At 60.1% G+C, this 22,543-nt stretch carries 21 protein-coding genes; 13 read left to right on the top strand and 8 right to left on the bottom strand.

The features are described 5' to 3' along the window. Positions 1 to 123 precede the first annotated feature (123 nt). Positions 124 to 1,095 (top strand): peptidoglycan-binding domain-containing protein, encoded by a 972-nt coding sequence (locus ACMDCR_RS29205; RefSeq protein WP_413989962.1) that lies wholly within the window; start codon positions 124 to 126, stop codon positions 1,093 to 1,095. A gap of 163 nt (positions 1,096 to 1,258) precedes the next feature. Here the strand turns inward: ACMDCR_RS29205 and ACMDCR_RS29210 are convergent, their stop codons facing one another. The 5 genes from ACMDCR_RS29210 to ACMDCR_RS29230 form a co-directional block, all read right to left on the bottom strand. Further along, positions 1,259 to 2,293 carry an ABC transporter substrate-binding protein gene (locus tag ACMDCR_RS29210; RefSeq protein ID WP_413989963.1) on the bottom strand — a complete coding sequence of 345 codons (1,035 nt, stop codon included), beginning with the start codon at positions 2,291 to 2,293 and terminating at the stop codon, positions 1,259 to 1,261. A gap of 27 nt (positions 2,294 to 2,320) precedes the next feature. Continuing rightward, positions 2,321 to 3,160: an ABC transporter permease gene (locus ACMDCR_RS29215; RefSeq protein ID WP_413989964.1), complete on the bottom strand. Its 840-nt coding sequence runs from the start codon at positions 3,158 to 3,160 to the stop codon at positions 2,321 to 2,323. Further along, positions 3,157 to 4,017 (bottom strand): ABC transporter ATP-binding protein, encoded by an 861-nt coding sequence (locus tag ACMDCR_RS29220; RefSeq protein WP_413989965.1) that lies wholly within the window; start codon positions 4,015 to 4,017, stop codon positions 3,157 to 3,159. The genes ACMDCR_RS29215 and ACMDCR_RS29220 overlap by 4 nt, the downstream gene beginning before the upstream one ends. A gap of 47 nt (positions 4,018 to 4,064) precedes the next feature. Further along, positions 4,065 to 4,376, bottom strand: coding sequence for a hypothetical protein (locus tag ACMDCR_RS29225; RefSeq protein ID WP_413989966.1), 312 nt, complete (start codon positions 4,374 to 4,376; stop codon positions 4,065 to 4,067). Positions 4,377 to 4,620: 244 nt separating this feature from the next. Further along, positions 4,621 to 5,049 (bottom strand): winged helix-turn-helix transcriptional regulator, encoded by a 429-nt coding sequence (locus ACMDCR_RS29230; protein ID WP_413989967.1) that lies wholly within the window; start codon positions 5,047 to 5,049, stop codon positions 4,621 to 4,623. 89 nt (positions 5,050 to 5,138) lie between these two features. Here ACMDCR_RS29230 and ACMDCR_RS29235 point away from each other — a divergent pair, with 89 nt between their 5' ends. The 6 genes from ACMDCR_RS29235 to ACMDCR_RS29260 all read left to right on the top strand — a co-directional run bounded on the left by ACMDCR_RS29235 (position 5,139) and on the right by ACMDCR_RS29260 (position 15,798). After that, a complete protein-coding gene (locus ACMDCR_RS29235) occupies positions 5,139 to 5,954 on the top strand; it encodes an oxidoreductase (RefSeq protein ID WP_413989968.1) in 816 nt (271 codons plus the stop codon). Between the two features lie 60 nt (positions 5,955 to 6,014). After that, positions 6,015 to 7,016 carry an NADP-dependent oxidoreductase gene (locus ACMDCR_RS29240; protein ID WP_413989969.1) on the top strand — a complete coding sequence of 334 codons (1,002 nt, stop codon included), beginning with the start codon at positions 6,015 to 6,017 and terminating at the stop codon, positions 7,014 to 7,016. 543 nt (positions 7,017 to 7,559) lie between these two features. Further along, entirely contained in the window at positions 7,560 to 7,889 is a 330-nt protein-coding gene (locus ACMDCR_RS29245) for a hypothetical protein (RefSeq protein ID WP_413989970.1), read from the top strand. Positions 7,890 to 8,194: 305 nt separating this feature from the next. Then, on the top strand, positions 8,195 to 8,986 hold the full coding sequence (locus ACMDCR_RS29250; RefSeq protein ID WP_413989971.1) for a helix-turn-helix domain-containing protein: 792 nt from the start codon (positions 8,195 to 8,197) through the stop codon (positions 8,984 to 8,986). Between the two features lie 329 nt (positions 8,987 to 9,315). Then, entirely contained in the window at positions 9,316 to 13,323 is a 4,008-nt protein-coding gene (locus ACMDCR_RS29255; protein WP_413989972.1) for a beta strand repeat-containing protein, read from the top strand. 1,155 nt (positions 13,324 to 14,478) lie between these two features. Continuing rightward, positions 14,479 to 15,798 (top strand): porin, encoded by a 1,320-nt coding sequence (locus tag ACMDCR_RS29260; RefSeq protein ID WP_413989973.1) that lies wholly within the window; start codon positions 14,479 to 14,481, stop codon positions 15,796 to 15,798. Positions 15,799 to 16,032: 234 nt separating this feature from the next. Here ACMDCR_RS29260 and ACMDCR_RS29265 read toward each other — a convergent pair whose 3' ends face one another. Beyond that, the gene (locus tag ACMDCR_RS29265; protein ID WP_413989974.1) at positions 16,033 to 16,200 is read right to left on the bottom strand and encodes a low affinity iron permease family protein; all 168 of its coding nucleotides are present in this window, start codon (positions 16,198 to 16,200) and stop codon (positions 16,033 to 16,035) included. A 75-nt stretch (positions 16,201 to 16,275) separates the two neighbouring features. Here ACMDCR_RS29265 and ACMDCR_RS29270 point away from each other — a divergent pair, with 75 nt between their 5' ends. The 4 genes from ACMDCR_RS29270 (at position 16,276) to ACMDCR_RS29285 (ending at position 19,089) form a co-directional block, all read left to right on the top strand. Further along, a complete protein-coding gene (locus tag ACMDCR_RS29270) occupies positions 16,276 to 16,623 on the top strand; it encodes a low affinity iron permease family protein (RefSeq protein ID WP_413989975.1) in 348 nt (115 codons plus the stop codon). Positions 16,624 to 16,861: 238 nt separating this feature from the next. Continuing rightward, positions 16,862 to 17,149: a hypothetical protein gene (locus ACMDCR_RS29275; protein ID WP_413989976.1), complete on the top strand. Its 288-nt coding sequence runs from the start codon at positions 16,862 to 16,864 to the stop codon at positions 17,147 to 17,149. A gap of 87 nt (positions 17,150 to 17,236) precedes the next feature. Next, complete coding sequence (locus ACMDCR_RS29280; protein ID WP_413989977.1) at positions 17,237 to 17,728, top strand: ferritin-like domain-containing protein; 492 nt, start codon at positions 17,237 to 17,239, stop codon at positions 17,726 to 17,728. Positions 17,729 to 18,096: 368 nt separating this feature from the next. Beyond that, the gene (locus tag ACMDCR_RS29285) at positions 18,097 to 19,089 is read left to right on the top strand and encodes a carbon-nitrogen hydrolase family protein (RefSeq protein WP_413989978.1); all 993 of its coding nucleotides are present in this window, start codon (positions 18,097 to 18,099) and stop codon (positions 19,087 to 19,089) included. On the opposite strand, the gene ACMDCR_RS29290 is transcribed toward ACMDCR_RS29285, so the two are convergent. Next, a complete protein-coding gene (locus ACMDCR_RS29290; protein WP_413989979.1) occupies positions 19,049 to 19,258 on the bottom strand; it encodes a hypothetical protein in 210 nt (69 codons plus the stop codon). The two genes, ACMDCR_RS29285 and ACMDCR_RS29290, sit on opposite strands and share 41 nt — an antisense overlap. A 166-nt stretch (positions 19,259 to 19,424) precedes the next feature. On the opposite strand from ACMDCR_RS29290, the gene ACMDCR_RS29295 reads away from it, so the two are divergent. Then, positions 19,425 to 20,282 (top strand): class I SAM-dependent methyltransferase, encoded by an 858-nt coding sequence (locus tag ACMDCR_RS29295; protein ID WP_413989980.1) that lies wholly within the window; start codon positions 19,425 to 19,427, stop codon positions 20,280 to 20,282. 190 nt (positions 20,283 to 20,472) lie between these two features. On the opposite strand, the gene ACMDCR_RS29300 is transcribed toward ACMDCR_RS29295, so the two are convergent. Next, positions 20,473 to 21,366: a LysR substrate-binding domain-containing protein gene (locus tag ACMDCR_RS29300; RefSeq protein ID WP_413989981.1), complete on the bottom strand. Its 894-nt coding sequence runs from the start codon at positions 21,364 to 21,366 to the stop codon at positions 20,473 to 20,475. 127 nt (positions 21,367 to 21,493) lie between these two features. Here ACMDCR_RS29300 and ACMDCR_RS29305 point away from each other — a divergent pair, with 127 nt between their 5' ends. Beyond that, positions 21,494 to 22,198, top strand: a complete 705-nt coding sequence (locus ACMDCR_RS29305) for an SDR family oxidoreductase (RefSeq protein ID WP_413989982.1) — start codon at positions 21,494 to 21,496, stop codon at positions 22,196 to 22,198. Positions 22,199 to 22,543 lie beyond the last annotated feature (345 nt).

The raw sequence follows: 22,543 nt of genomic DNA on the forward strand, positions 1-22,543 counted from the left end.
GGTTGTAGTAAATCAGCACGCGATGCCCAATGTTCTCCGCTTTCCATGAAAACCTACGGACAATCTGAAAGAGCTGATATATTGCACCTCAATCCGACACCCTCTAGTCGATCGGAGGCATAGATGGGCCGTAACCTTTGTCTCGGAAATACAGGACCGGACGTCCGAAACCTGCAGAAAATGCTGAATTTTCATGGCAGCAAACTTATTCCAGACGGAATTTTCGGTCCGCTGACCTTGCGAGAAGTCCGGCGTCTTCAACGCGCCGCGACTATAGATCAGGACGGCATCGTGGGCCCTCTTACAAAGCTCGCCCTTTTCCCGTCGCTGCAGATCGACTCTGTTTATTACCTCTCGCCCTTCGGGATCGACCTCCGGCCATTGTTTGCAAGGGCCACGGCGCAATCGTCGCTGGTGGCGCAGACCCTCCCCAAGCTTCAGACCGCGAATGTCACGGCGGCGGCGCCGCCCCCGCCATCATCACCTACGGTTGCTTCCTCTGCGACGCCTACTCCTACCCCCACGCCTGCTCCGACTCCTACGCCTGCTCCTCCCTCGACTCCCACAATCAATTTCCAGAATCTGATCGTCCAGGGCGGCAATCAGTTCGCCTGGAACCCCTGGGCGCCCTCGCCCTTTGTCGCGGGGGTGACGGGCACATTCGTCATTCGCTGGGGCGATGCGGGCTTCAACGGCCTGAAACTCAGCGGCCAAGGCCAGTTTTCCGTCAACTCGCTCCACTCGCCGAACGGCAAATGGACAGGACAAGGAGGAATCCAGCTTCAGCCGCTCGCACCATGGCTGGACAGGAACCTGAAATTCTTCGACGAGCGCCTCGACCTCACCTCGGTTTTCGTCACGGGCTTCGTGCAGAGAAACGAGAACTCCAGTAATTTTCAATCAGGCGGCGGTGTGGGCTGGCAGCCAAGCCTTTCCTTGATCAAGGGAACCGGTGACGACCCCATCCTGACGCTCTCGCTCAACCTCCAGCTCGTCAAGGCCTGGGATCTCCATACGGGAGAGGGACAACCGATCTCACCGCAAGTCGGCGTCGGGCTGGGATTGGATATCTGGCAATTGCTTCACCAGAAATGAGCAAGGTGCGGCAGGAATGCCGCCGCGCCACTCGTATCGCAAGAATCCAGAACGAAGAGGGGCGGTATTGAAGACAATGCAGGCGTGCGACACTCCACTGTTCGCCGCCAACCAAGCCACTGCGCGGTTGACGGCGAGGAGTATGGTATCCGGGCCTGCGTTCCTACTTGGTGAAGCCGAGTTCCTTATTGGCTTTGATCACGTAGTCGTTTGTATAGGTGGAGGCGAGATCGACAGGTCCGGTGATTTTGCCTGCCTTTTTCAGCACGTCCAATACAGTCGCGGGGCCGTCTGGGGGCATCATACCGTCAGGCAGGAACTGCCCCTTATCCTGGTTGAGCGCGTCAATGTAATCTTGCCGGCTGGTGAGCTGATTGCTGACGAAATCCTTGGGCAGGTTATCGGCAATGTCAGCGGCGCTGTGGGTGCTGATCCAATGCATTGTCTCAACCATTGCGGTAACCACGCGCTGGGTTTCCTCCGGATGCTTTTCAACCCAGTCGGCGCGAACGATGATCGAGGCGGTCGGCCAGGTTCCGCCAAGCCACTTCTTGACACCCTCTGTCGTTGCAAGATCGAACGCCGAGTAGCCGATACCCTTTTTTTCGATTGCGCTCACGGTCGGCTGGGTGGTCATACCGCAGACGATCTGACCGTGAATGAGACCCGCGATCAACGTCGCACCGGCGCCCACGCCCAAGCGTGAGAATTTATCGGATGTGAGACCGCTATGAGCGGCAAGGTAGAGCGTCAGCGCATCTGTGCCGGAGCCGATATCGGTCACGCCGACGGTCTTGTCGGCCCAGTCGGCTGGGCTCTTGATATTCGAATCCTTGGCGCACATCTCGCGTTCGCCCGGAGCGCCGCTCAATTGCACGATTTCGATGACTTTCTTGCCGTGGAGCTGAAAATCAATCGTGTGATTGTACCAGGCACCGGCCATATCGACCTGGCCTGAAATCATCGCATCTTCGGCTCCGACCGCATCGTTTTCGGTCGAAAGCTCCATATCGATACCGTGCTTTTTGAAAAAGCCGAGATTTTGCGCGAGTTGGTAGGGCAGATAGATCTGCTTGTCGACGCCGCCGACCATCATCGTCACTTTCATGTCGTCCGCACGCGCCCCCACACCTGTCGTAAGGCTGAGCGTTGCTGCCATGAGAGCGCCGAGCGCCACGCGTTGCATGATTTGCTTCAAGTTATAGTCCTCCCTTCACGTTGATTGTCATACGTCTTGAATGTTCTCGGCCGAGCTGGGTTTGCGCCACGCCAGCAGGCGCTTTTCGATCCTTGCCATGAGCATTTCCACGCCCAGGACGATCATGCCGATCACGAACATGCAGCCGAAAACGCCGTCGGAATCGAAAGTGTTTTGCGCGGTCTTGATCACCAGTCCGAGACCGTGTTGGGCCCCAAGGATCTCACCAACGATGGCACCTATGATCGAAAACCCGAGCGCGACATGCAGGCTTGCGACAATCCATGTCATGGCCGATGGAATGATGACCTGGCGAATGACATCCGCTCGCGAGCCGCCCAGGATACGAATATTGGCCACCAGATTCGGATCAACGCTCCGCACGCCCTGGTAGGCGTTGAAGAACACCACGAAGAAGACGAGGACAGCGGCCAGAATGGCTTTGGCCGCGAGCCCCAGCCCCAGCCACATCACAAAGATCGAGCCGAGCACGATCCTCGGGATTGCGTTCAGAAACTTGATGTAGGGGTTCATGACATCGGACAGATAGTCGACCTGGCCGAGCAGGATGCCCATGAAAACGCCGCTGACGACGCCAACGACGAATCCGATTGCGGCTTCTTCCAGGGTCACGAAGATCTGAAACCAGAACGAGCCATAGGCGGTGCCGTTGACAAACCAGTCCGCCAACCGCACGACGACGCCGGTTGGCGAACCAAAGAAGAGCGGATCGACAACACCCGTATCGGAAGCAATTTGCCAGGTTCCGATAAAGGCGACCAGAATGCCGATCTGGCCTAGCAAAACCAGGAGGCGGCGGCGTCTGGCGGCGGCGCGAAAACCCGCCGAAACAGTGGCGTCGGTCATGCGATGGTCTCCCTGGCCGATACCGCCGCGCCTTGACGGGCATAGGTTCGCTGCACTTCGTCACGCAACGCCTCCCATATCTGCTGATGCAATTCGAGAAACCGCGGCTGGAAACGTATCTCCTGCAAGGCACCGCGTGGGCGAGGCAGATCGATGTCGAAAATCGCCTTGACTGTTCCCGGCCCAGCCGTGATGACGACCACCTTGTCGGCGAGACCGATCGCCTCCTCCAGATCATGGGTGACGAACAAGACTGTTGGCCGATCCCGCTCCCAGAGTGTGAGCAATTCATTCGACATGATCGAACGGGTCTGAACGTCGAGCGCGGAGAAGGGCTCGTCCATCAAGAGGATCGAGGGTTTGTTGATGAGGGCGGCGGCCAGACTCGCACGCTTGCGCATGCCCCCTGACAATTGATGCGGATAGTGCTGCTCAAATCCGGAAAGGCCGACGATGCGCAGCCAATTGCGCGCCATTTCCAGCGCATCCTTTTGCGGAACCTTGTTGAAGATGGGCCCGAGCGCGACATTGGTCACGACGGATCGCCACGGCAGGAGGGCGTCCGCCTGGAACATGAAGCTGACGCCTTTGGCGATGCCGGAGACGACCTGGTTTGAAACAGTCACCTTGCCGGCGCTGGGCCGTTCAAGGCCGGCCAGCATTGTCAAGGTTGTGGATTTGCCGCACCCCGTAGGCCCGACAATGGCACAGAATTGCCCTGGTAATATTTCCAGATTGACGTCGTGGAGCGCCGTCATTGTCTGCCCCACTGGAGATATAAAACGTTTGGTGACGCCTTCAAACTTGACATGACCAAACTTGACATCGCCCAGTCCCGGCGGCGGATTGTTCCCCATGGGCACTCCCAACTTTTATATTATTATGCGAATCTCGCTCACGCCCTTTACCTCAACCGCTCTGCCCTCCTTCTGAAGCTTGGGACGATCCGCCCTTTCGCGGCTCCGCATGCAGTTGCTGCGGCGGCATCCTCGATGCCTATGGCGAGGGTGTCATATTTGCCGGCAAACTGGACACCTTGCGACCTAGTACGCCATGCCCGCCCCGCGGCAGTCTCGCAGGCATCCGGAAAAATGTGGGATAGGAAGACCTGGTTGTCGGGAACATCGCCGGACGGGCTGTGCTCAAGCTTGAGCCCCACGGTTTTTCCGGCGGCGAAGGCCGTTTCCACCGCGAGCATCAGAGCAACTACAGCCATGCTGGGAACCACGCGATCGAGAGTGAACCCCCCGCGGCTCCCCCTTCAAGGTGCAGTCGTCCCAGAACAAGGACTCCGCGTGGAGCACAATAGGAAGGCAGACTTAGAGGGGAATTAGGCGTCTCCTGAGACTAAGTGGACCGACTTCGGGCCTTCACCCCTCTACGCGCACAAGCAGCTGGCCCGGACGCAGGGCCAGACCGAGTTCATCGCGGCGGGAACGATCACGCAGGGAAGCGGCCGATCATGGAGCAACGATGCGTATGGCACGTGTTCCGACCGGCGCGCCGGTCGCGCGGTCGATGGTGACTGGGTCGATCTCCGTTCCGGTCTCCGCGTCGAAGAAGCGAGTCACCTTGCCTCCCCCGCAATGCTTGCGTCCCCACGCACCGATTGCAAACAGGACCGGCAGGAAGTCTCGGCCGGCTTCCGTCAGCACATATTCGTCCCGTGGCGGACGGTCAGAATAGCGGTGTTTCTCCAACAGCCCGTCCTCAGTCAGGGATGACAGCCGCCCCGTCAGCATCGTCGGCGCGATACCGAGGCTCTTGCGAAATTCATCGAAGCGGGTCAGCCCCGCATGGGCATCGCGCAGGATCAACAGGCTCCACGCGTCCCCCACGAGCGCCAGACTCCGGGCGATCAGGCACGGCTGGTTCGAAAGATTTTTCATGTCAGTATCTTTTTAGTAGTGACTTACTATGAAAACGATAGTAACTCCTTGCGCAACGATGTTCCACGACAAAATGAAAGCCAAGGCAGATGAGCAAGACAGAGCGCGGCGTTGCCCTGGTCACGGGCGCTTCCTCCGGCATCGGGCTGGCGACAGCGCAAGCGCTGCGGCGCCATGGCTACCGCGTCTTCGGCACCAGTCGAAAGCCGATGCCAGGCACGCCGGACGGGATCACGATGCTGGTCTGCGACGTAACCGGCGACACATCCGTGCAGAACGCTGTCGACGAGGTTTTGAGCCGCGCAGGGCGGATCGATCTTCTCGTCAACAATGCCGGGATCGGGCTGCTGGGCGGCGCCGAGGAATCCACGACGGCGCAGGCGAAAGCCGTATTCGACGTGAACGTATTCGGCATCATACGCATGACAAATGCGGTCCTGCCCGTGATGAGACGGCAGCATGGAGGCCGGATCGTCAACCTCAGCTCCATTCTGGGGCTGATCCCCGCACCCTATAACGCACTCTATGCATCGACCAAGCACGCGATCGAGGGCTATTCGGAATCCCTCGACCACGAAGTGCGTACGCAAGGCATTCGCATCGTGCTTGTCGAGCCGGGCGTGACACGCACGTCCTTCGAGGAGAACATCACGCGACCGGACCGGCCGCTCGCCATCTACGATACGATTCGCGCCAAGGCGGAAAAGCTGATGCGCGAGATTGTCGCGAAAGGCGACGCGCCCAAGGTGGTCGCCGAAGCCGTCCTGAGGGCCGCCGACGCGGTGTCGCCGAAGAGGCGCTACACCGCCGGAAAGACTGCGGGACAGGTCCGCTTCATGCGCCGCTTCCTGCCCGAGTCCTTGGTCGACAGGAACCTTCGGAAATTCAACGGACTTCCCACCTGAGCTTGCAATCGCTGCCTTGCTCACCCCCGCCTGCTCGCCACGGAAACGAAAGCTAATCGGATGAAATCATTCCAGATCGATCGCTATGCCAAGGGTGGAGCTCTGCGGCTTGGCGAAAGTCCAGAGCCGGAGTTGCGGGACAATGACGTCATGGTTGCGATTCATGGCGCCGGCGTGAACCTCCTCGACAGCAAGATCAGGGATGGAGAGTTCAAGTTCATCCTGCGCTATCGACTGCCACTGGTGCTGGGTAACGATGTAGCGGGCGTCGTGGTCCGGACCGGAGCCAATGTCCGGCGATTCAAGCCTGGGGACGAGGTCTATGCACGTCCGGCCCAGGATCGCATCGGTACATTTGCGGAATATATTGCCATGGACGAGGCCGATGTGGCGATGAAGCCGGCTAATCTGACCATGGAAGAGGCCGCCTCCATCCCGCTTGTCGGGCTGACGGCATGGCAAGTACTTGTCGAGCGGGCCAGGTTGCAGAAGGGGCAGAAGGTCCTGATCCATGCCGGCTCGGGCGGTGTGGGCACGATGGCGATCCAGCTTGCCAAGCATCTGGGTGCCCATGTGGCCGCGACCACCAGCACGGCAAACGTCGCTTTGGTGAAAAGTCTCGGCGCGGATGTCGTGGTCGACTACAAGAAGGACGACTTCGAGAACGTGCTGCAGGGCTATGACGTCGTGCTGAACAGCCTTGGGAAGGACACTCTGGATAAGTCGCTCGCCGTACTGAAGCCGGGCGGGAAGCTGATCTCGATTTCCGGTCCGCCCGATCCCGACTTCGCTAGGCAGAACGGCTCCGGCTGGCTGCTTCAACAAGTCATGCGTTTGCTGAGCGCCGGCATCAGGAGAAAATCGAAACGCCGAGGGATCCACTATTCGTTTCTCTTCATGACGGCGAACGGCGCCCAACTCGCAAAGATCACCGCTCTGATCGAAGCGGGCGACATACGCCCGGTGGTGGACCGGGTGTTCCCGTTCGAGCGGACCAATGAGGCCCTGGCCTATGTCGAGACGGGTCGCGCGAAGGGCAAGGTCGTCATCACCGTGAAGTGACGCCTGGTCTTTGGCCCAGCAGGAAAAACCAGAAATAGAAACGTCATTGATTTCAAACAACGCAGGTTTCTTCGGAATTGCTTGGATAAATCAGAAAATCGGCCAGCGTGAAGCTGGATTCGCATAGCGATTGTTATGGTCGGTCGGTTGGCACGAATGCTTTTAGCCTACGCGAATACTAAATGACCGTGCGCGGATGGCCGCTTTGCGCCCTTCGTGAGCGTGGAAATTCACCTGTCTAATTCCCGAAAACAGACCATCGCCTCGATGGCGGAATAACCAAGCGCCGTCAGTTGGGCCCCGCCTCTCTGCAATTTAGTGCGCTCAAAACAGCACATTTCGGAAAGGTTTTTGTCGCCTGTTGCTGCATTGCATCATGTCCGGCGTTTCCCCAGCATTGCTTAGTTTTTCAGCAACGGGCCCCTTGCTCGGCCCGCTCGAACGTTGGAATTGTAAGACGAATTATAATCCTTTTGGGTGAAGTTTCTTATGCAGCGTGAATGCTCGCTAAGTCTTTTGAGGTATGGCTGGCGCAATCAGCCAATGGACTGCGGTACTGTCATTGCCGCCGCCCATTCCGAGCCATGGTGCGTGGGCATCGACCTTGAGACCGGCAACTGCATCGGCTGGTTTCGCATCGATGGCGGCGTTCCCATGATCTGCGTCGCCGCCATTACCGTCGTCGCTCGCCCCCTCTTGCTCGGCTGCACCTCCCATGGCGGGAACAAGAGCGACATCGTCTCTGATACCATAGGCCGATGCCGACGGAGCTATCGGCCTAAGCGATCCGTACGCACGACTTCAATCGACCTGCCCTCGGACATGTCGATCCATGTCGAGCATCAAAATGACCAAGCCTGTGCCTGCGCATGAAAACGAAGCCGCCAGGATCGGCCGTACAGCGTAGCGGAAGACTTTATGAAGGAGTACGTGCCTGGGAACGGCTCTCGACTGACGGTGCGCCAGCCATCGCGATCAAAAGGGCCCCGTTGCCGCGCGAACCGCGCGATATCGGGGATAGAACGCCGGCGCCGCCCCGGGTTCTATCCACACTTCCCTATGATCGGTCTGAGCAGTTCTCCGTTTGGAAAGCACGGATCAGTTCGCTGAGCGATGTCGGACTGCCAGATGGCAAGAGCCCCGCGGAAGGGTTTGAACTCGAATACATGAACTGTAACATGGCAGAGTTCGTGTTCAATTCGGGCCACTTCGGTACTCAAACGTTTAAACGCTTGCCTCAACGGTCGAGCCGTCCAGCCATCAACCATTGGCTTTTATTTCGCATGCGATCCGGTGAAGCTTGGTTCAAAACCGGCGAACGCCGGATTGACGCTCGTCGGGGCGCGGTATTTTTGATCTCCCTCGACGAAGACTTTCTCGGTGGCGTTACCGATTATGATGGCCAACTCCTTATACTGCCGCGCGAAGCCTTCGCAGCGGTTGGCTGTGACCTCGACAGCCTGTGCAACATCCTTCTCTCCGGCAGTCTGATAGAACTCCTCTGCGACTATCTGATCAATCTGGAAATGCGGGTCGTACGCATGTCTCCGGACGAGCTTGGGGTGGCGGGACGGGCTACCGTCGAAATGATTGCGGCCTGTTTGCGGCCGTCACTCGACCGGTTGGAGCAGACGCGCGCTTCCCTTGAATCCGCGCTCTTCAGACGCGCGCACGCTCATATTCAAAAGCACTTGCATGAGCTCGATCTCACGCCGGAGCGCGTCGCGAGCCAGCTTCGGATTTCGCGCTCGAAACTGTACAGAGCTTTTGAAGACGTCGGCGGCGTTACCGGATACATTCAACAGCAGCGCTTGCACGCCGCCCATGCTGAGCTTGCCTCAAACACCGACAAGCAAGTGCAGGAGATTGCCTATCGCTACGGCTTCAACTTTGCATCGGATTTCGCGCGTGCGTTCCGTCGCAAGTTTGGCTACAGCCCGCGAGAGGCACGCAATCGCCAGCGTCGCTGACACACTGTGGGTTGCGATACCTCAGACCAAATGCGATCGATCGGGCCTGGCGCGGCATACCTCTTTTTTGAGACGGTCTGCTTGCTATTGGGACCAGCTGCTCGGTGACTCAGGCGTATTCGTGGCTATTATCGTGCAGCATCATAGTTAAGATCGCTTTGGCGCGACAATAAGACTCATCGCTACAGATTTTGCTGAGGAAGTACTATGAAACGGCGTGGTTACGCCGGCCATAGGCTTGTGCCATGTCAAGAAAAGTAAGTTTACCTGAGGTGTATACTGCGCGCGCTGACGGCGGTTTGCTGGCTTTCGGAACCTGCCGTCGACTGATGGCGATTCTGCTGGCGGCCAATAACGTGCTTGGCGTGCGGCCCAAAGCTCTGTGGCTTGGTAAATTCGCGCTTGGTGGGATCTTGGCCGTGGCGATCGGTGCGATGAGCATCACTGTGATCCCGCGGGTGGCGAACGCTCAGAACTATACTGCAGGCGGTGGAACCGCGGCAGGCGGCAACGCGGTGGCGATCGGCACGAGCAGCCAGGCCAGTGCCACGGGCGGCGCTCCCGTGGCCTTAGGGGATGGCGCCAAAGCGATCGTCACCGGGTTAGGCGGCTCTCCCATTGCCATCGGCACGAATGCCAATGCAAGCGGAACAGCCCCTACCGGCTTTACTTTTGAAGCGGTTGCGATCGGCAATGGAGCCGTCGCCACGGGGCCATGGGCCACGAGCGTCGGTACGACCGCTTCCGCAACAGGAACCGGAGCCAGCGCCTTCGGTACATCCGCCAATGCGTCGGCAAACCAGACCACGGCGATCGGAAATGGGGCGGCCGCCTCCGCCCTTGAAGCGACGGCGGTCGGCTACCTGGCCAATTCATCGGGACAATACGCGGTAGCTCTCGGCTGGAATGCGGCGGCCTCAGGCAGCGGCGGAATGGCGCTGGGCGCCGGCACTGTGGCTAGCAATGTCAATACGGTCGCACTCGGCGTTGACGCCAATGCCACCGGAGGCGGCGCCAGCGCCCTGGGGACCTTCGCCAGTGCTACGGGAAGCAATTCCACGGCGGTCGGTGTCAGTTCCACGGCCAGCGCCAACTTTGCATTCGCCGCAGGCTGGTCGGCCAGCGCCAGTGCCGTCAATGCCTTTGCTGGTGGCTATCAGGCCACTGCGTCGGGGGCAAACTCGACCGCGCTTGGCCCTCTTGCCACCGCGTCGGGTGATTCCGGGACCGCCCTTGGCAACCAAGCGCAAGTGCTGGCCTTCGGCGGGGTTGCGCTGGGATCGGGTGCAGTGGTTGGCAACGCGGCGACCTCCGGCGTCGCGCTCGGCAACAACGCAAGCTCCAGCGGCGCATACTCCACTGCAGTCGGGGTTGGGGCAACGGCCCTCGCGACGGGTGCCGTGGCGCTCGGCGGCAACTTGACCGTGGGCGCCAGCGCCTCAGGCGTCAACGCGATCGCCGTTGGTGGGCAATCAGCCGCCAGCGCGACCAGCGCCATCGCCATCGGCTCGAATGCAACGGCCAATTCCGCCGAGGCGGTGGCCATGGGAACCAATGCGGTGGCGACCGGCGGCAAGGCGGTGTCGATCGGCTCGGGCAACGTCGCCAACGGCAATGGTGCGGTGGCGATCGGCGACCCCAACACCGCGACCGGCAATGGCGCGGTCGCAAGCGGCATGGACGATACGGCAACCGGCAACGGCTCGGTCGCCATGGGCAACACGAACCTGGTCGGCGGCGGCGGGCAGGCGGTCGGCACGGCTGGTACGGCCGCGCAAGGAGCTGTCGGCGTCGGCTTTCAGAATACAGTCGTTGGCCAGGGCGCGGTGGCGCTCGGAAATGGCAACAACGCACAGGGCCAAGGTTCCCTCGCACTGGGCAACACCAGCAGCGCACTCGGCGCCGGTTCGCTCGCGTTCGGCGACACGGCGATTGCCAACAACGCTGGCGACGTGGCGCTGGGATCGGGGTCGGTGACGGCGGCGGCGATTGGCACGGCCAGCACGGTGATCAACGGCACGACATATACTTTCGCGGGCACGACCCCGACCAGCACGGTTAGCGTTGGCTCGGTGGGCAAGGAGCGCACCGTTACCAATGTTGCAGCAGGCCAGATCACGGCAACATCCACGGACGCGGTCAACGGTAGCGAACTCTATGCCACCAATCTGGCGATCACTGGCCTGGGCAGCACCACCAACAATCTGGGCAACACGACGGCGACCACAATCGGAGGCGGGGCGACCTACGATCCGACGACGGGCAACATCACCGGCTTCAGCCAAAACATTTCCGGCATCAGCTCCACCGGCGGGGTGGGCGCACCCGCCGCGCAGACGACGGTTGGCGATGCACTGGCGGCGCTTGATACCAACACGACGAACCTGGCCAATATCTCGGTCAAATATGACGACACAACCGAGAGCAAGATCACCCTGGGTGCGACGGGCGGCGCCGGCGCAGGCGCGCCGGTGACGATCACCAACCTTGCCAATGGTGCCGTGACCTCGACCTCGACCGATGCGGTCAATGGCAGCCAGCTCTATGATGTCAGCCAGACCGCGAGCAAGGGCTGGAATCTCACCGCCAATGGCGCGAACTCCAGCAATGTCGCGCCGGGCGACACGGTCGACCTGAACAACACCGATGGCAACCTCGCCATCACCAAGACGGACAACGCCGTCACCTTCAATCTCTCTCCCGACGTGACTATCGCCAACAGCCTGTCGGTGGGTGGCACCTCGGTCACCACCAATGGCCTGACCATCACCGGCGGTCCAAGCGTGACGACGACGGGTATCGATGCGGCCGGCACGAAGATCACCAATGTAGCCGCCGGTACCATCTCGGCAACCTCCACGGATGCGGTGAATGGCTCCCAACTTTACACGGCCGTCAACAATGCCACCGCCAATGCGGTCCAGTATGACGATGGCACGAAGCAGACGGTGACGCTGGGCGGAACTGGCGGAACGACGATCGCCAATCTGGCGAACGGCGCTGTTTCCGCGACCTCGACCGATGCCGTCAACGGCTCTCAGCTCTATGGGACAGCCAACAGCATTGCCAACACCCTGGGGGGATCCACCGCGGTCAACGGTGCGGGTGAAGTCGTAGGATCGTCATTCAACGTGCAGGGGAACAGCTATTCTACCGTTTCGGATGCCTTCACAGCTGTCGACACCAATCTCACCACACTGAACAATTCCATCGGCAATATCCAAAATGGCGCGACCCTGAAGTATTTCACGGCTAACAGCACGCTTCCGGCAGCAGCGGCGGCCGGCACGGATGCGACCGCCGCAGGGCCGGCAACCTCTGCCAGTGGTGACCGCTCCGTCGCGATCGGCGCCAACGCGTCGACAGCGACTGGTGCTTCGGACAGCATTGCTATTGGCAGTTCATCGAATGCTGGTGCCGTTAACGCGGTTGCCATTGGCAATGGCGCGCAGGTGACCACGGCAAACTCCGTGGCGATCGGTGCCGGCTCGACAGCGACCGCGGCCCCAGTCGGCACTGCCAACACGACCATTAACGGAACGACCTACGCATTCGCCGGCAGCTCACCTGTCGGTACCGTGAGTGTCGGCTCCCAGGGCGCAGAGCGTACGGTGTCCAACGTTGCAGCAGGCCAGTTGAGCGCGACCTCGACCGACGCCGTAAACGGTTCGCAGCTCTATGCGACCAACCAGGCGGTGGAGGCGCTGTCAACAGGCGGTGCCGGGCCTGTGCAATATTCCAGCCCCGGCAGCCTCACCACGCCGAACGGCGGCATCGCGACGAACGATGTGACGCTCGTGGGCCAGGCCAATGCCCCGGTAGGCGTCCACAACGTCGAGGCTGGCGCGGTGAGCGCCGCTTCCACTGACGCAATCAATGGCTCTCAACTTTATGGTACGGCCTCGTCGGTGGCCACTGCTCTTGGCGGCGGCTCTACGGTGAATGCAGCCGGCCAAATTTCGGCGCCAAGCTACAGTGTGGGCGGTAACAGCTACAACAGTGTTGGTGGCGCTATCACGGCTCTGGACCAGCGCTTTGCCAGCATTGACGGCAACATAGCGGGTCTTCAGAAACAAATTTCGAGCAACTACAAAAAGGCCAATTCCGGCATCGCTTCCGCGATGGCAGCCACCGGTCTTCGTTACGACGATCGTCCGGGGAAGGTCTCGGCTGCTGCTGCCCTGTCGGTCTATCACAGCCAGGTCGGCGTCGCCGCCGGCATTGGCTGGACCTCGGAGAACTCCAAGTGGCGCGCCAATCTTGCTGGCACCTACTCGCCAAGCCAGAGCAAACCGGACTTTGGTGTCGTGGGTGGTCTGTCGTACACCTTGAACTGACGTAAGCGCCTGGCTCTATAGTAGAGGTGTCGTATAAAACAGGAAGCGTGCGCGAAGGGTGAAGGACGGCATATCGGATACTACTATGTATGTAAAGGCTTGTAGCTTCTCTAGTTCTTTAGCTTATGGAGGATCGATGAGCTAAATCGAGCGCTTTCTAAAGCTAAGAAATTACATACAAAGTTTCGGCACTTCGTCATTCTCCGTGGTTTGTGACCATTGACGTGCTTACTACGGGGGCACTTGTGCCTTTTGTCGTCTTCTAAAGTAGAGCAACGGCTCCGTGTCTTGGCGGGCTCCGTTGATTGGTTGCCGTAACCCGACAATTCCGGCGGGCGTTGCACCCTGGCAAGGCAAGGCGCTACGGGCGCTAAAGGTATTTAGCAACCAGTGGATCACTTGAAGGCAGGCATTTGAAAGATCGGTCTCGGCGTCGCTCTTGAACTGCGCCCACACCGTGCGAGGAGCGGCCGTTCTTGTAAGGCACTTCCGGCCGGGCCATGGTCCGAACAGCATTTGGCTCAAAAAGAAGCCCGGCTGGGAGGTCAAGCACAGCCGGGCTTCCAGTTTTAGATCAGGGGCCTCGCAAACCCGGAGAAACTCTAGCAGCAATCCTTATCTCGTCAATACTGCTACCATTCAACGCACCGGTCAAAAAATCGGCGTATTATAGATAACAACTAAGTATGTGACGCATCCCCTGCGTGCAAAACTTTGGGTTGTATTACGTTTTTATTAGATTTAAAGACTAACGCCTAACCACTATGGTATATTCGTTACAAATAAATAAAAATATTTCAATTTAATCAAATTAGTTGAGACATACGGCATACTGAGTTACCTATTCATAGGAAAGTTTCATTATATGCGATATTGTATAATTATGAAAACTGAAATATGTACCAATTATATTTAAAGAAAAGTTCGCGATTTTGGAAAGTATGCTCAGAATTTCAACGTTTATATTTGTGTCTTTGCAGCCACACCTTGTAGCAAAATGGCCATTTAGTGACGAAAGCGTGTTGCACTCGGCAACTTCCAGGCCCCATGGTGCGCTAATGATCCTCCTAACGGGATCTAAACCCCGGCATGGTCGGGAAATCGCACACGGCCACCTCAATGGCCAAAGTAAAAACAAGTCTTGGAGGTCATCTTATGATGATTAAGTCTCTTCTACTTGGCGCTGCTGCCGGTATCGCCGCCCTCGGCGCTGCCCACGCCGCCGACCTGCCCATGACCAAGGGCGAAGCCGTTGAGTATGTAAAGGTTTGCTCGACCTTCGGCCCCGGCTACTTCTACATCCCCGGCAGCGACACCTGCCTCAAGATCGGCGGCGAAATTCGCGCTGACTACCGCGCATTCGGTGGCGACCGCTTCAGCTCGCTTGGCCAATATATCAACAAGAGCAGCTTCAACCGCAACGACAACCGCACCGCCTTCAACACCCAGGCTCGCATCTGGTTCGACGCTCGCACTCAGACCGATTGGGGTCTGCTGCGTTCATACTTCCAGATTAACGCTGACTCCCACCCGATCAGCCAGGGCGGCCGCAGCAATACCTATAACGGCAACAGCTTCTCCATCGACAAGGCCTTCATCCAGTTCGGTGGCCTGACGGCCGGTTACGCCCATTCGTTCTTCGGCTTCTACGATAACGAGTACGGCGACACCATCTGGGCTCCGTACTACGCTGAATCGAACACGGTGAACCTGATCGCCTACACCGCCCAGTTCGGCGGCGGCTTCAGCGCCACGCTGTCGATCGAGGACGGCCGTGATCATCGCTCGAACTCGGTGATTAACGGTTACATTCCCGGCGGCCAGCAAGTGCCGGATGTTGTGGGTCAGCTTCGTTATGATGCTGATTGGGGTTCTCTGGCCGTGCAGGCGGCAGGACATCAGAATCGCAACGGAGAAGCCGTTAGCGCCGCCACGGGGGCCGTCATTCCCGGACCTCATACGAATAAGTATGGCTACGCGGTCGGCGGTACCGTTCTGATCAAGCTTCCCTTCATCGACGCTGGCCACTTCATCGTTGAAGGTCAGTATGCCAACGCTGCTACCGATTATCTTGGCGGCGGCGCTACGGTTCTGGGTACAGCAGACGTCCTCCCGACGACAATTGCCGCCGGCCCTCTGGGACGCGGCTTTGAAGAGGGCAAGGGTTGGTCGATCGTGGGCGAACTCGGGGGCAACATCACGCCTGTCCTGAACGCCAACCTGGTGGGCAGCTATATCGACACCAACTACGACAAGGCGTACTCGGCGACCGAACTCAAGATCAAGGAGTACACGATCGCGGGTAATCTGACCTATACGGTTGTCAAGGGCCTGACGGTCGCTGGCGAAGTGTCCTACACTCACGTCTCTGCCGACAATGCTCCATACTTCGTTCCAACTTCGATTTTCCCCGCCCTGCGTGATGTTAGTGGCAACGTCTGGCAGGCTGGCATCCGCATCAAGCGGACCTTCTAAGCCGTTTCCAGAACGGAGAAGCCCGGCAAAGGCCGGGCTTTTTTTGCTTAATGCTTGACTTGACACCAGACATATCACGGCAGTCTTCAGAGAGACGCCCTGGCGAAAGTTCATGGTCTCGCCCCCGCTTATTTGGGGCGCTGCGGCTTGGTGAAAGTCCGGAGGCGGAGCTGCGGGACAACGACGTCATGGTTGCGATTCACGGCGCCGGCGTGAACCTCCTCGACAGCAAGATCAGGGATGGCGGTGCTGAAGATCAGCAGCCGCGTCTAAAAAGTGAAGCATAGGCCCGGAAACGCTTCGGATTACGATTACGAGACAGCCCAGCACGAATGTGACAGGGTGGCCGGTGGCTTTGGAAACCTTGTCGGCAGCTTGGCCGAACATCGCGTTCAATCTCATTCGTGTGCATCCGCCAATTGTGAACCGGGTGAAAGGGATGCGCAGGTAAGTCCAATTCCAAGGGGTATCGCCATAATGAAACAGATCGACGCGCTTATTCAATGGTTTGCAGCGACCCTGGCCACCTCCCTCGGCTTTCTGGGAATTATGCTGACGCTCTTGTTGGGGTTCCTGGTCGGCATAATCTCAAGGTTCGGAGAGAGCTGGTCCCTTCTATTCAATATGTATCTCTCCGTCGTCGCCATTGTCATAGCTGCGACAATCCTGGTTGCCCAGAAGCGGGATACGAATGCTATCCAGGCCAAGCTGAACCATCTGATCTTGTCGGGAGATTCACATAATCAACTGGTTGGCATCGAGAAATCCACGGTCGAGGAGATCGAAGATATACGCGCTCAGCAGCATGCCGACCGGGACACCTGAGCGCAGCCGGGCCAGAAAGCTATAGAGGTAGTTCCGCACGGTCTCGAAAACGCTGGCCGGTCAGTTCCGCCACCTGCCTGCCGCTTCTCGGTATCCACGGCGTCGCGGGCTTTCGGCACGACGCAACCGACAGGCCTGCATCTTAGGATGGGAGTGTGCGGAACTATTCCCTCTCCGCACAGTTGAACTGCCCGAGGCGGCAAGAAATAATACCGAGCCTCAAGAGATCGGAGATCCCGTGAACGCGCTCTTTGGCCCCTGGCTCGACAATTACAACTCGATCATAAAGTTAAATGTCGAGGCACAAGAGGTCGTTAGTCTCAGAGTCATGAAACTGGCCTACGGCGGAAGGCGTTCCGAGATTGAAACGCAACGTATGATATCTGAAAAACTTGCGGCTCTGGCTGTAGCTCAGATCGGTATGCTGAAGGACATTGCGACCGGACAAGGCCTTCTTGCGCCTGGCCGCGCCATCACCGTCTTCCAACGCCAGGTCAGCGCAAATCGTCGACGTCTATCGCGGTAATCTCGATAGGCCGAGACCTCCCTATCTCCTGCAATTCGATGCAATCAAGAACCCGCCAGGCTGTGCCGAGCGGAAAAGGAGACTGTCATGTCTGATAAGAACCTCGATCGACTTCTCGTGCACACCCTGAAGGACGTGTATTTTGCCGAGAGCGCCATTCTGAAGGCGCTTCCGAAGATGGCCAAGGCCGCCAAGGAGCCCGCGTTGCAGAAGGCCTTTCAAACCCATCTCAAGCAGACCGAGGGACATGTTACCCGTCTCGAATCCGTCTTCAAGTTCTTGAAGCTGAAGCCGGAAGGGGTGCCCTGCGAGGCGATCAAGGGCATTCTCAAGGAGGGCGACGAAGTCGGCGAAGAATTCGAGGGCGGTTCGGCGCTCGATGCTGGCCTGATTGCCGCTGCCCAGGCCGTGGAGCACTACGAAATTGCCCGCTATGGCGCCCTCAAGGCATGGGCTGGCGAGCTCGGCCTGAAGGAAGTCGCGCGGCTGTTCGAAGAAACCCTCAGCGAGGAAGAGGCCACCGACAAGCTTTTGACCGGCCTCTCCAAGACATCGAACAAGACGGCAGCCGCCGCCTGAGCGAGATCCTTCAATGACGGGGTCGGTCCTGCGAATGACGCGGGACCGGCCTTTTTCGTCTTGGCCCGACCCATCCTTCGCCGACTACGGGGAAGTATTGGGTCGGGCCTTCTCCGGTTTAGGTTGGGGCCGGCAGCCACCTCGCCCTGGTCTCGCAGAGATCGCGCAGGCAGTTGCGGCCGATTGACAAATCGAGACGCCAGCGACATCTTTCCTGTTGGCGTGACCTACGCCCAACCTCCCAAGACCCTCCCCAGCACGGTCTTAAACGGAGGCAAAGGGACTTCAGTCTCAGGTCGCTGTCCGGGTCCCATCGCTTCGGGCGTGGTTGCTGGGGAACTTGCGTCCGGGGCGTGAAAGGCCTGACAATGACGCAAAACGGAAATCTCAAACGCCGTGTACGCGCTCGCGCCGCCAAGACGGGCGAGTCCTACACCGCAGCTCTCAGACATGTTCGCCAGTCCCCGCCGGACCATCCCGACGCCAGATCGGTGCGCCTGGCCGTAACGCAAACCTCTTTGTTCAACGATCCCCGTGATATTTCCGGGCTTCGCGCCAGCGGCATGGAAATACGGCGCCTGATGCGCGAGGCCCATGACGCCGGGGCGCGCATCGTCCATTTCCCCGAGGGAGCAACCTGCTCCCCTAACAAGCGCATCATGTCCGAAACCGGTCCCGAAGATATCGGCCCCTCCGACTGGAAGCGGTTCGAATGGGCCATCCTACGCGAGGAACTGGACGCCACCAGCAAGCTGGCAAGGGAGCTCGAACTCTGGACGGTATTCGGCTCCGTGCATCAGCTGACCCCACCGCACCGGCCCCATAACAGCCTCTATGTCGTCTCCGATCGCGGAACCCTGGCGACGCGCTATGACGAACGCATGCTCTCGAACACCAAGATTTCGTTCATGTATGCCCCGGGGCGGATTCCCATAACCTTCGACGTCGACAGGGTCCGTTTCGGATGTGCGCTCGGCATGGAGGCGCACTATCCGGAAATCTTCACGGAGTACGAGGAGCTGGATGTCGATTGCGTTCTCTTCTCCACCACCGGCGAGTCCCCTTTCCCCGTGCCGGCCTTCCCGGCAGAGGTGCTGGGACACGCCGCAAGCAATTCGTATTGGGTGAGCTTCTCCGCCCACGCACGGCAAAGCGTTACGGCGCCTTCTGGAATAGCGTCCCCCGACGGCCAATGGGCCGTGCAATGCTCAAGAGACGGCGCGCCCTCTCTGGCCGTCGTGGACATCAAGACGAATCCGCGTCATCCAGCCCGACCGTGGCGGCGCCTGGCGCGCTCCGATCTTTACATCACGCATCAGGTCAGCAGCGATCCGAGAAGCGACAGCCGCAAGGCCTTCTGAGGAAGGACGAACCGCCGGCCCATTCCCGAGCGTATTCGCCGAACGAGCCGCGGGCTTCGGCCTGGTCGGGCGGAAAGCCGGCCAGGCTCGGCATGCACGCGACCTGCCAGTCGGAGAGGATCTCGACAGCCCGGGTCGGCATCTTCGTCGCCACCCGGGCGCCGGACAAGCCGGGGTGTCTCCTCATTGGAAGTCTTGCGATCGAGAGAGTGTCCATGCCTTTGACGATTGTTGGTGGCAGCCTTTATTCAGCGCGTCACGAACCTCGGCTTATGCAGCAAGTGCCGCATCCGGTTCTCGAGCCGCCACCCTATCCACGAACTCATAGAGCAGCCATGGCCTCCGACAACATCCTCCACTCTGGTGTTCCCAGCCGCACGGCCCTCAAGGTCGCCACGCAGCGTGCCGTGCACCAGTTGCTGGACCACCCGCTGATCTTCGACGATCCCCTTGCCCTGCGCATTCTCGGCCGGCAGGAGGCCGAGGAACTGCGCGAGGATCCCCATCGCTACAACAACCCGATGCAGCGCGGCATGCGCGCCCATGTGATCGCCCGCAGCCGCCTCACCGAGGACGAGTTCACGCGTGCCGCCGCGGCCGGGGTCCGGCAATATGTGGTGCTGGGCGCCGGGCTCGATACCTTCGCCTATCGCAACCCGCACGAGGCGCTGGGCCTGCACCTCTACGAGATCGATCATCCGGCAACGCAGCAATGGAAACGCGAGCGGCTGGAAGAGGCCGGGATCGGCGTGCCGGAGGGCGTGACGCTGCTGCCGGTGGATTTCGAGTCAGAGACGATCGCCGGGCGGCTGGCCGAGGCAGGCTTTCGCACCGACCTACCGGCCTGCTTCTCCTGGCTGGGCGTGACGATGTATCTCAACGAAGAGGCCATCATGGCGCCGCTCCGCTTCGTGGCGAGCCTGCCGCGAGGCACCTCGATCACTTTCGATTACCAGAAGGTGCCGACCACGCCCATCGAACAGGTCATCAACCAGATGATGCGCGACATGGTCGCCGGTGTCGGCGAGCCGATGGTGTCCGCCTTCGAGCCAGACGCCCTGCGCGACAAGATCGCGGCCTTGGGCTTCGGGGAGATCGAGCTCTGGGACGGCCCGCTGATCAATGCGCGCTATTTCCGGCGGCGCAACGATGGCTGGCACACCTTTTCGAATTTCCTCTGCGCCAGGGTGTGATGGGGTTGCCGAGCAGGGAGTCTCAGCAAGACCCTGCCCTCGGGCGGCGGCTTGGAACGGAAGGCGCAGCTGGAGTGTCGATCACTGATCGACATTCTTTCTTGGAAACGATGCGCTTGCTGGAAATAAAGATGTCGATCGGTGATCGACACTCCGTGTTTGGCGCGCCTCTTTAAACTCACGCCAGCACCTATCCCCGGATCGCCGCGGATGACAGCCACTGCCGCACTTCACTCACGCTCGCCGCATGGCGGGGCTTGCGAGGCCAGATCAGGTAGAAGTCCGAGCCGCCGCGCAGCTCCTTGCCGAACAGAGGCACGAGCCGGCCGGCCGCCAGGTCGTCGTCGATGAAGAGCCGGCTTGCCAAAGCCAGGCCCTGGCCGGCGATGGCGGCCTCGATGGCCAGCGAGGTCTGATTGAAGCGGATGTTCTTGGCCGCCGCCGGCGGGCCCATCGGAAAGGCCTGCTCCAGGAATGACGGCCAGAGATCATGGGCATCGTGCAGGAGGGGATAGCGCCCGAGATTGGCGCCTTCCTCCGGCCGGCCGAGCTTCTCGATCAGGAGCGGGCTGGCGACGGCAACGAGGACGTGCTCGAAGAGAAGCTCCGCGTTCAGCCCCGGCCCAAAGGGCGGACGGCCGTGGCGAACGGCGAGATCGACGGCGTCGGTCTGGAAATTGGCGATGCGGTCATTGGCGACGATCCTGAGATCGATGTCGGGATGGGCGGTCGTGAAGTCCGGCAGGCGCGGGATCAGCCATCGGGAGGCGAAGGTAGGCGTCACGCTGATGGTAAGATGTTGCGGCTCCGGCCGCAGCGTCGCGGTTGCCTCAGTGATGAGCTCGAAGGCGCGTCGGATATTGGCGACATAGGTGCGCCCCGCTTCCGTCAGCGCCAGGGTGCGCGGCAGCCGCTCGAACAGCTTGACGCCCAGCTCTGCCTCCAGTCCCCGGACCTGCTGGGCGACGGCGCCCTGGGTGACGCCGAGCTCCTCCGCCGCGAGGCGGAAGTTGAGCTGGCGCGCGGCAACCTCGAACACACGCAGCCCGTTGAGGGAAGGAAGGCGGTGGACACTTTCTGGCATCGATAGATTTTCTACTGGATGATATGCCGGGAACTGGTTCGCGATTGCGGCGGCAAGCTGCTATAGCTAGATCTTACTCGCGCCGCAGCGACAAGTTTCTTCACCCTCAACGAATTCCGGGGCAGACATGGCAGTAGAAAAAGTAGCACTTGTCACGGCCGGCGGCAGCGGCATGGGTGCGGCGGCAGCGCGCAAGCTTGCGGAGACCGGCTTCAAGGTCGGCATCCTCTCTTCCTCGGGCAAGGGCGAAGCACTGGCCGGCGAACTTGGCGGCGTCGGCGTCACCGGATCGAACCAGTCGAACGCGGATCTCGGCCGGCTGGTGGACCTTGCCGTCGCGCGCTGGGGCCGGATCGACGTGCTCGTCAACAGCGCCGGCCACGGCCCGCGGGCGCCTATCCTGGAGATCTCCGACGAGGACTGGCATCGCGGCCTCGACACCTATCTCCTCAACGTCATCAGGCCGGCCCGGCTGGTGACGCCGGTGATGCAGCGGCAGAAGGCAGGGGTCATCATCAACATCTCCACCGCCTGGGTCTTCGAGCCGAGCGCGATGTTCCCGACCTCGGCCGTCTTCCGCGCGGGCCTCGCCTCCTTCACCAAGATCTTCGCCGACACCTATGCGGGCGAGAATATCCGCATGAACAACGTGCTGCCCGGCTGGATCGACAGCCTGCCCGCCACGGAGGAGCGCCGCCAGGGGGTGCCGCTCAAGCGCTACGGCACCAGCGAAGAGATCGCCGCCACCATCGCCTTCCTTGCTTCGGAGGGGGCGTCCTACATCACAGGGCAGAACATCCGGGTGGACGGTGGGGTGACACGGGCGGTGTGAGGGCGCGGTAGTTGAGTCTACGCAGGCGGGCTAAGCACGGCTGGGCGAGATGAGGCGGTTGAAGACGTGGCGGGCCGGTTGCGTCCCCTCGCCCCGTCCTTACGGGGAGAGGGGACTTCGAAGGCGCGCCTTACACTAATGCGTCCCATCTCGCCCAGCCGAAGCCCCAGGGTTCCTTTTATCGCAGCTCCCCATACGCATTAGCTTCCGCTTCATCGTTCTTCGTGCAAGATTCGTTACAGGGCCGGGTTAGAATGAAGGCGTCGCCGATTCGTGCGGTGGCCCTCGTACGTCTGTCCCCGCTGCCGGCGCCGCGGGCATTGACGGGACGCTTCGACAGGAGAA

The organism is Labrys okinawensis, from assembly GCF_047345005.1.
GTDB classification, from domain to species: Bacteria; Pseudomonadota; Alphaproteobacteria; order Rhizobiales; family Labraceae; genus Labrys; species Labrys okinawensis.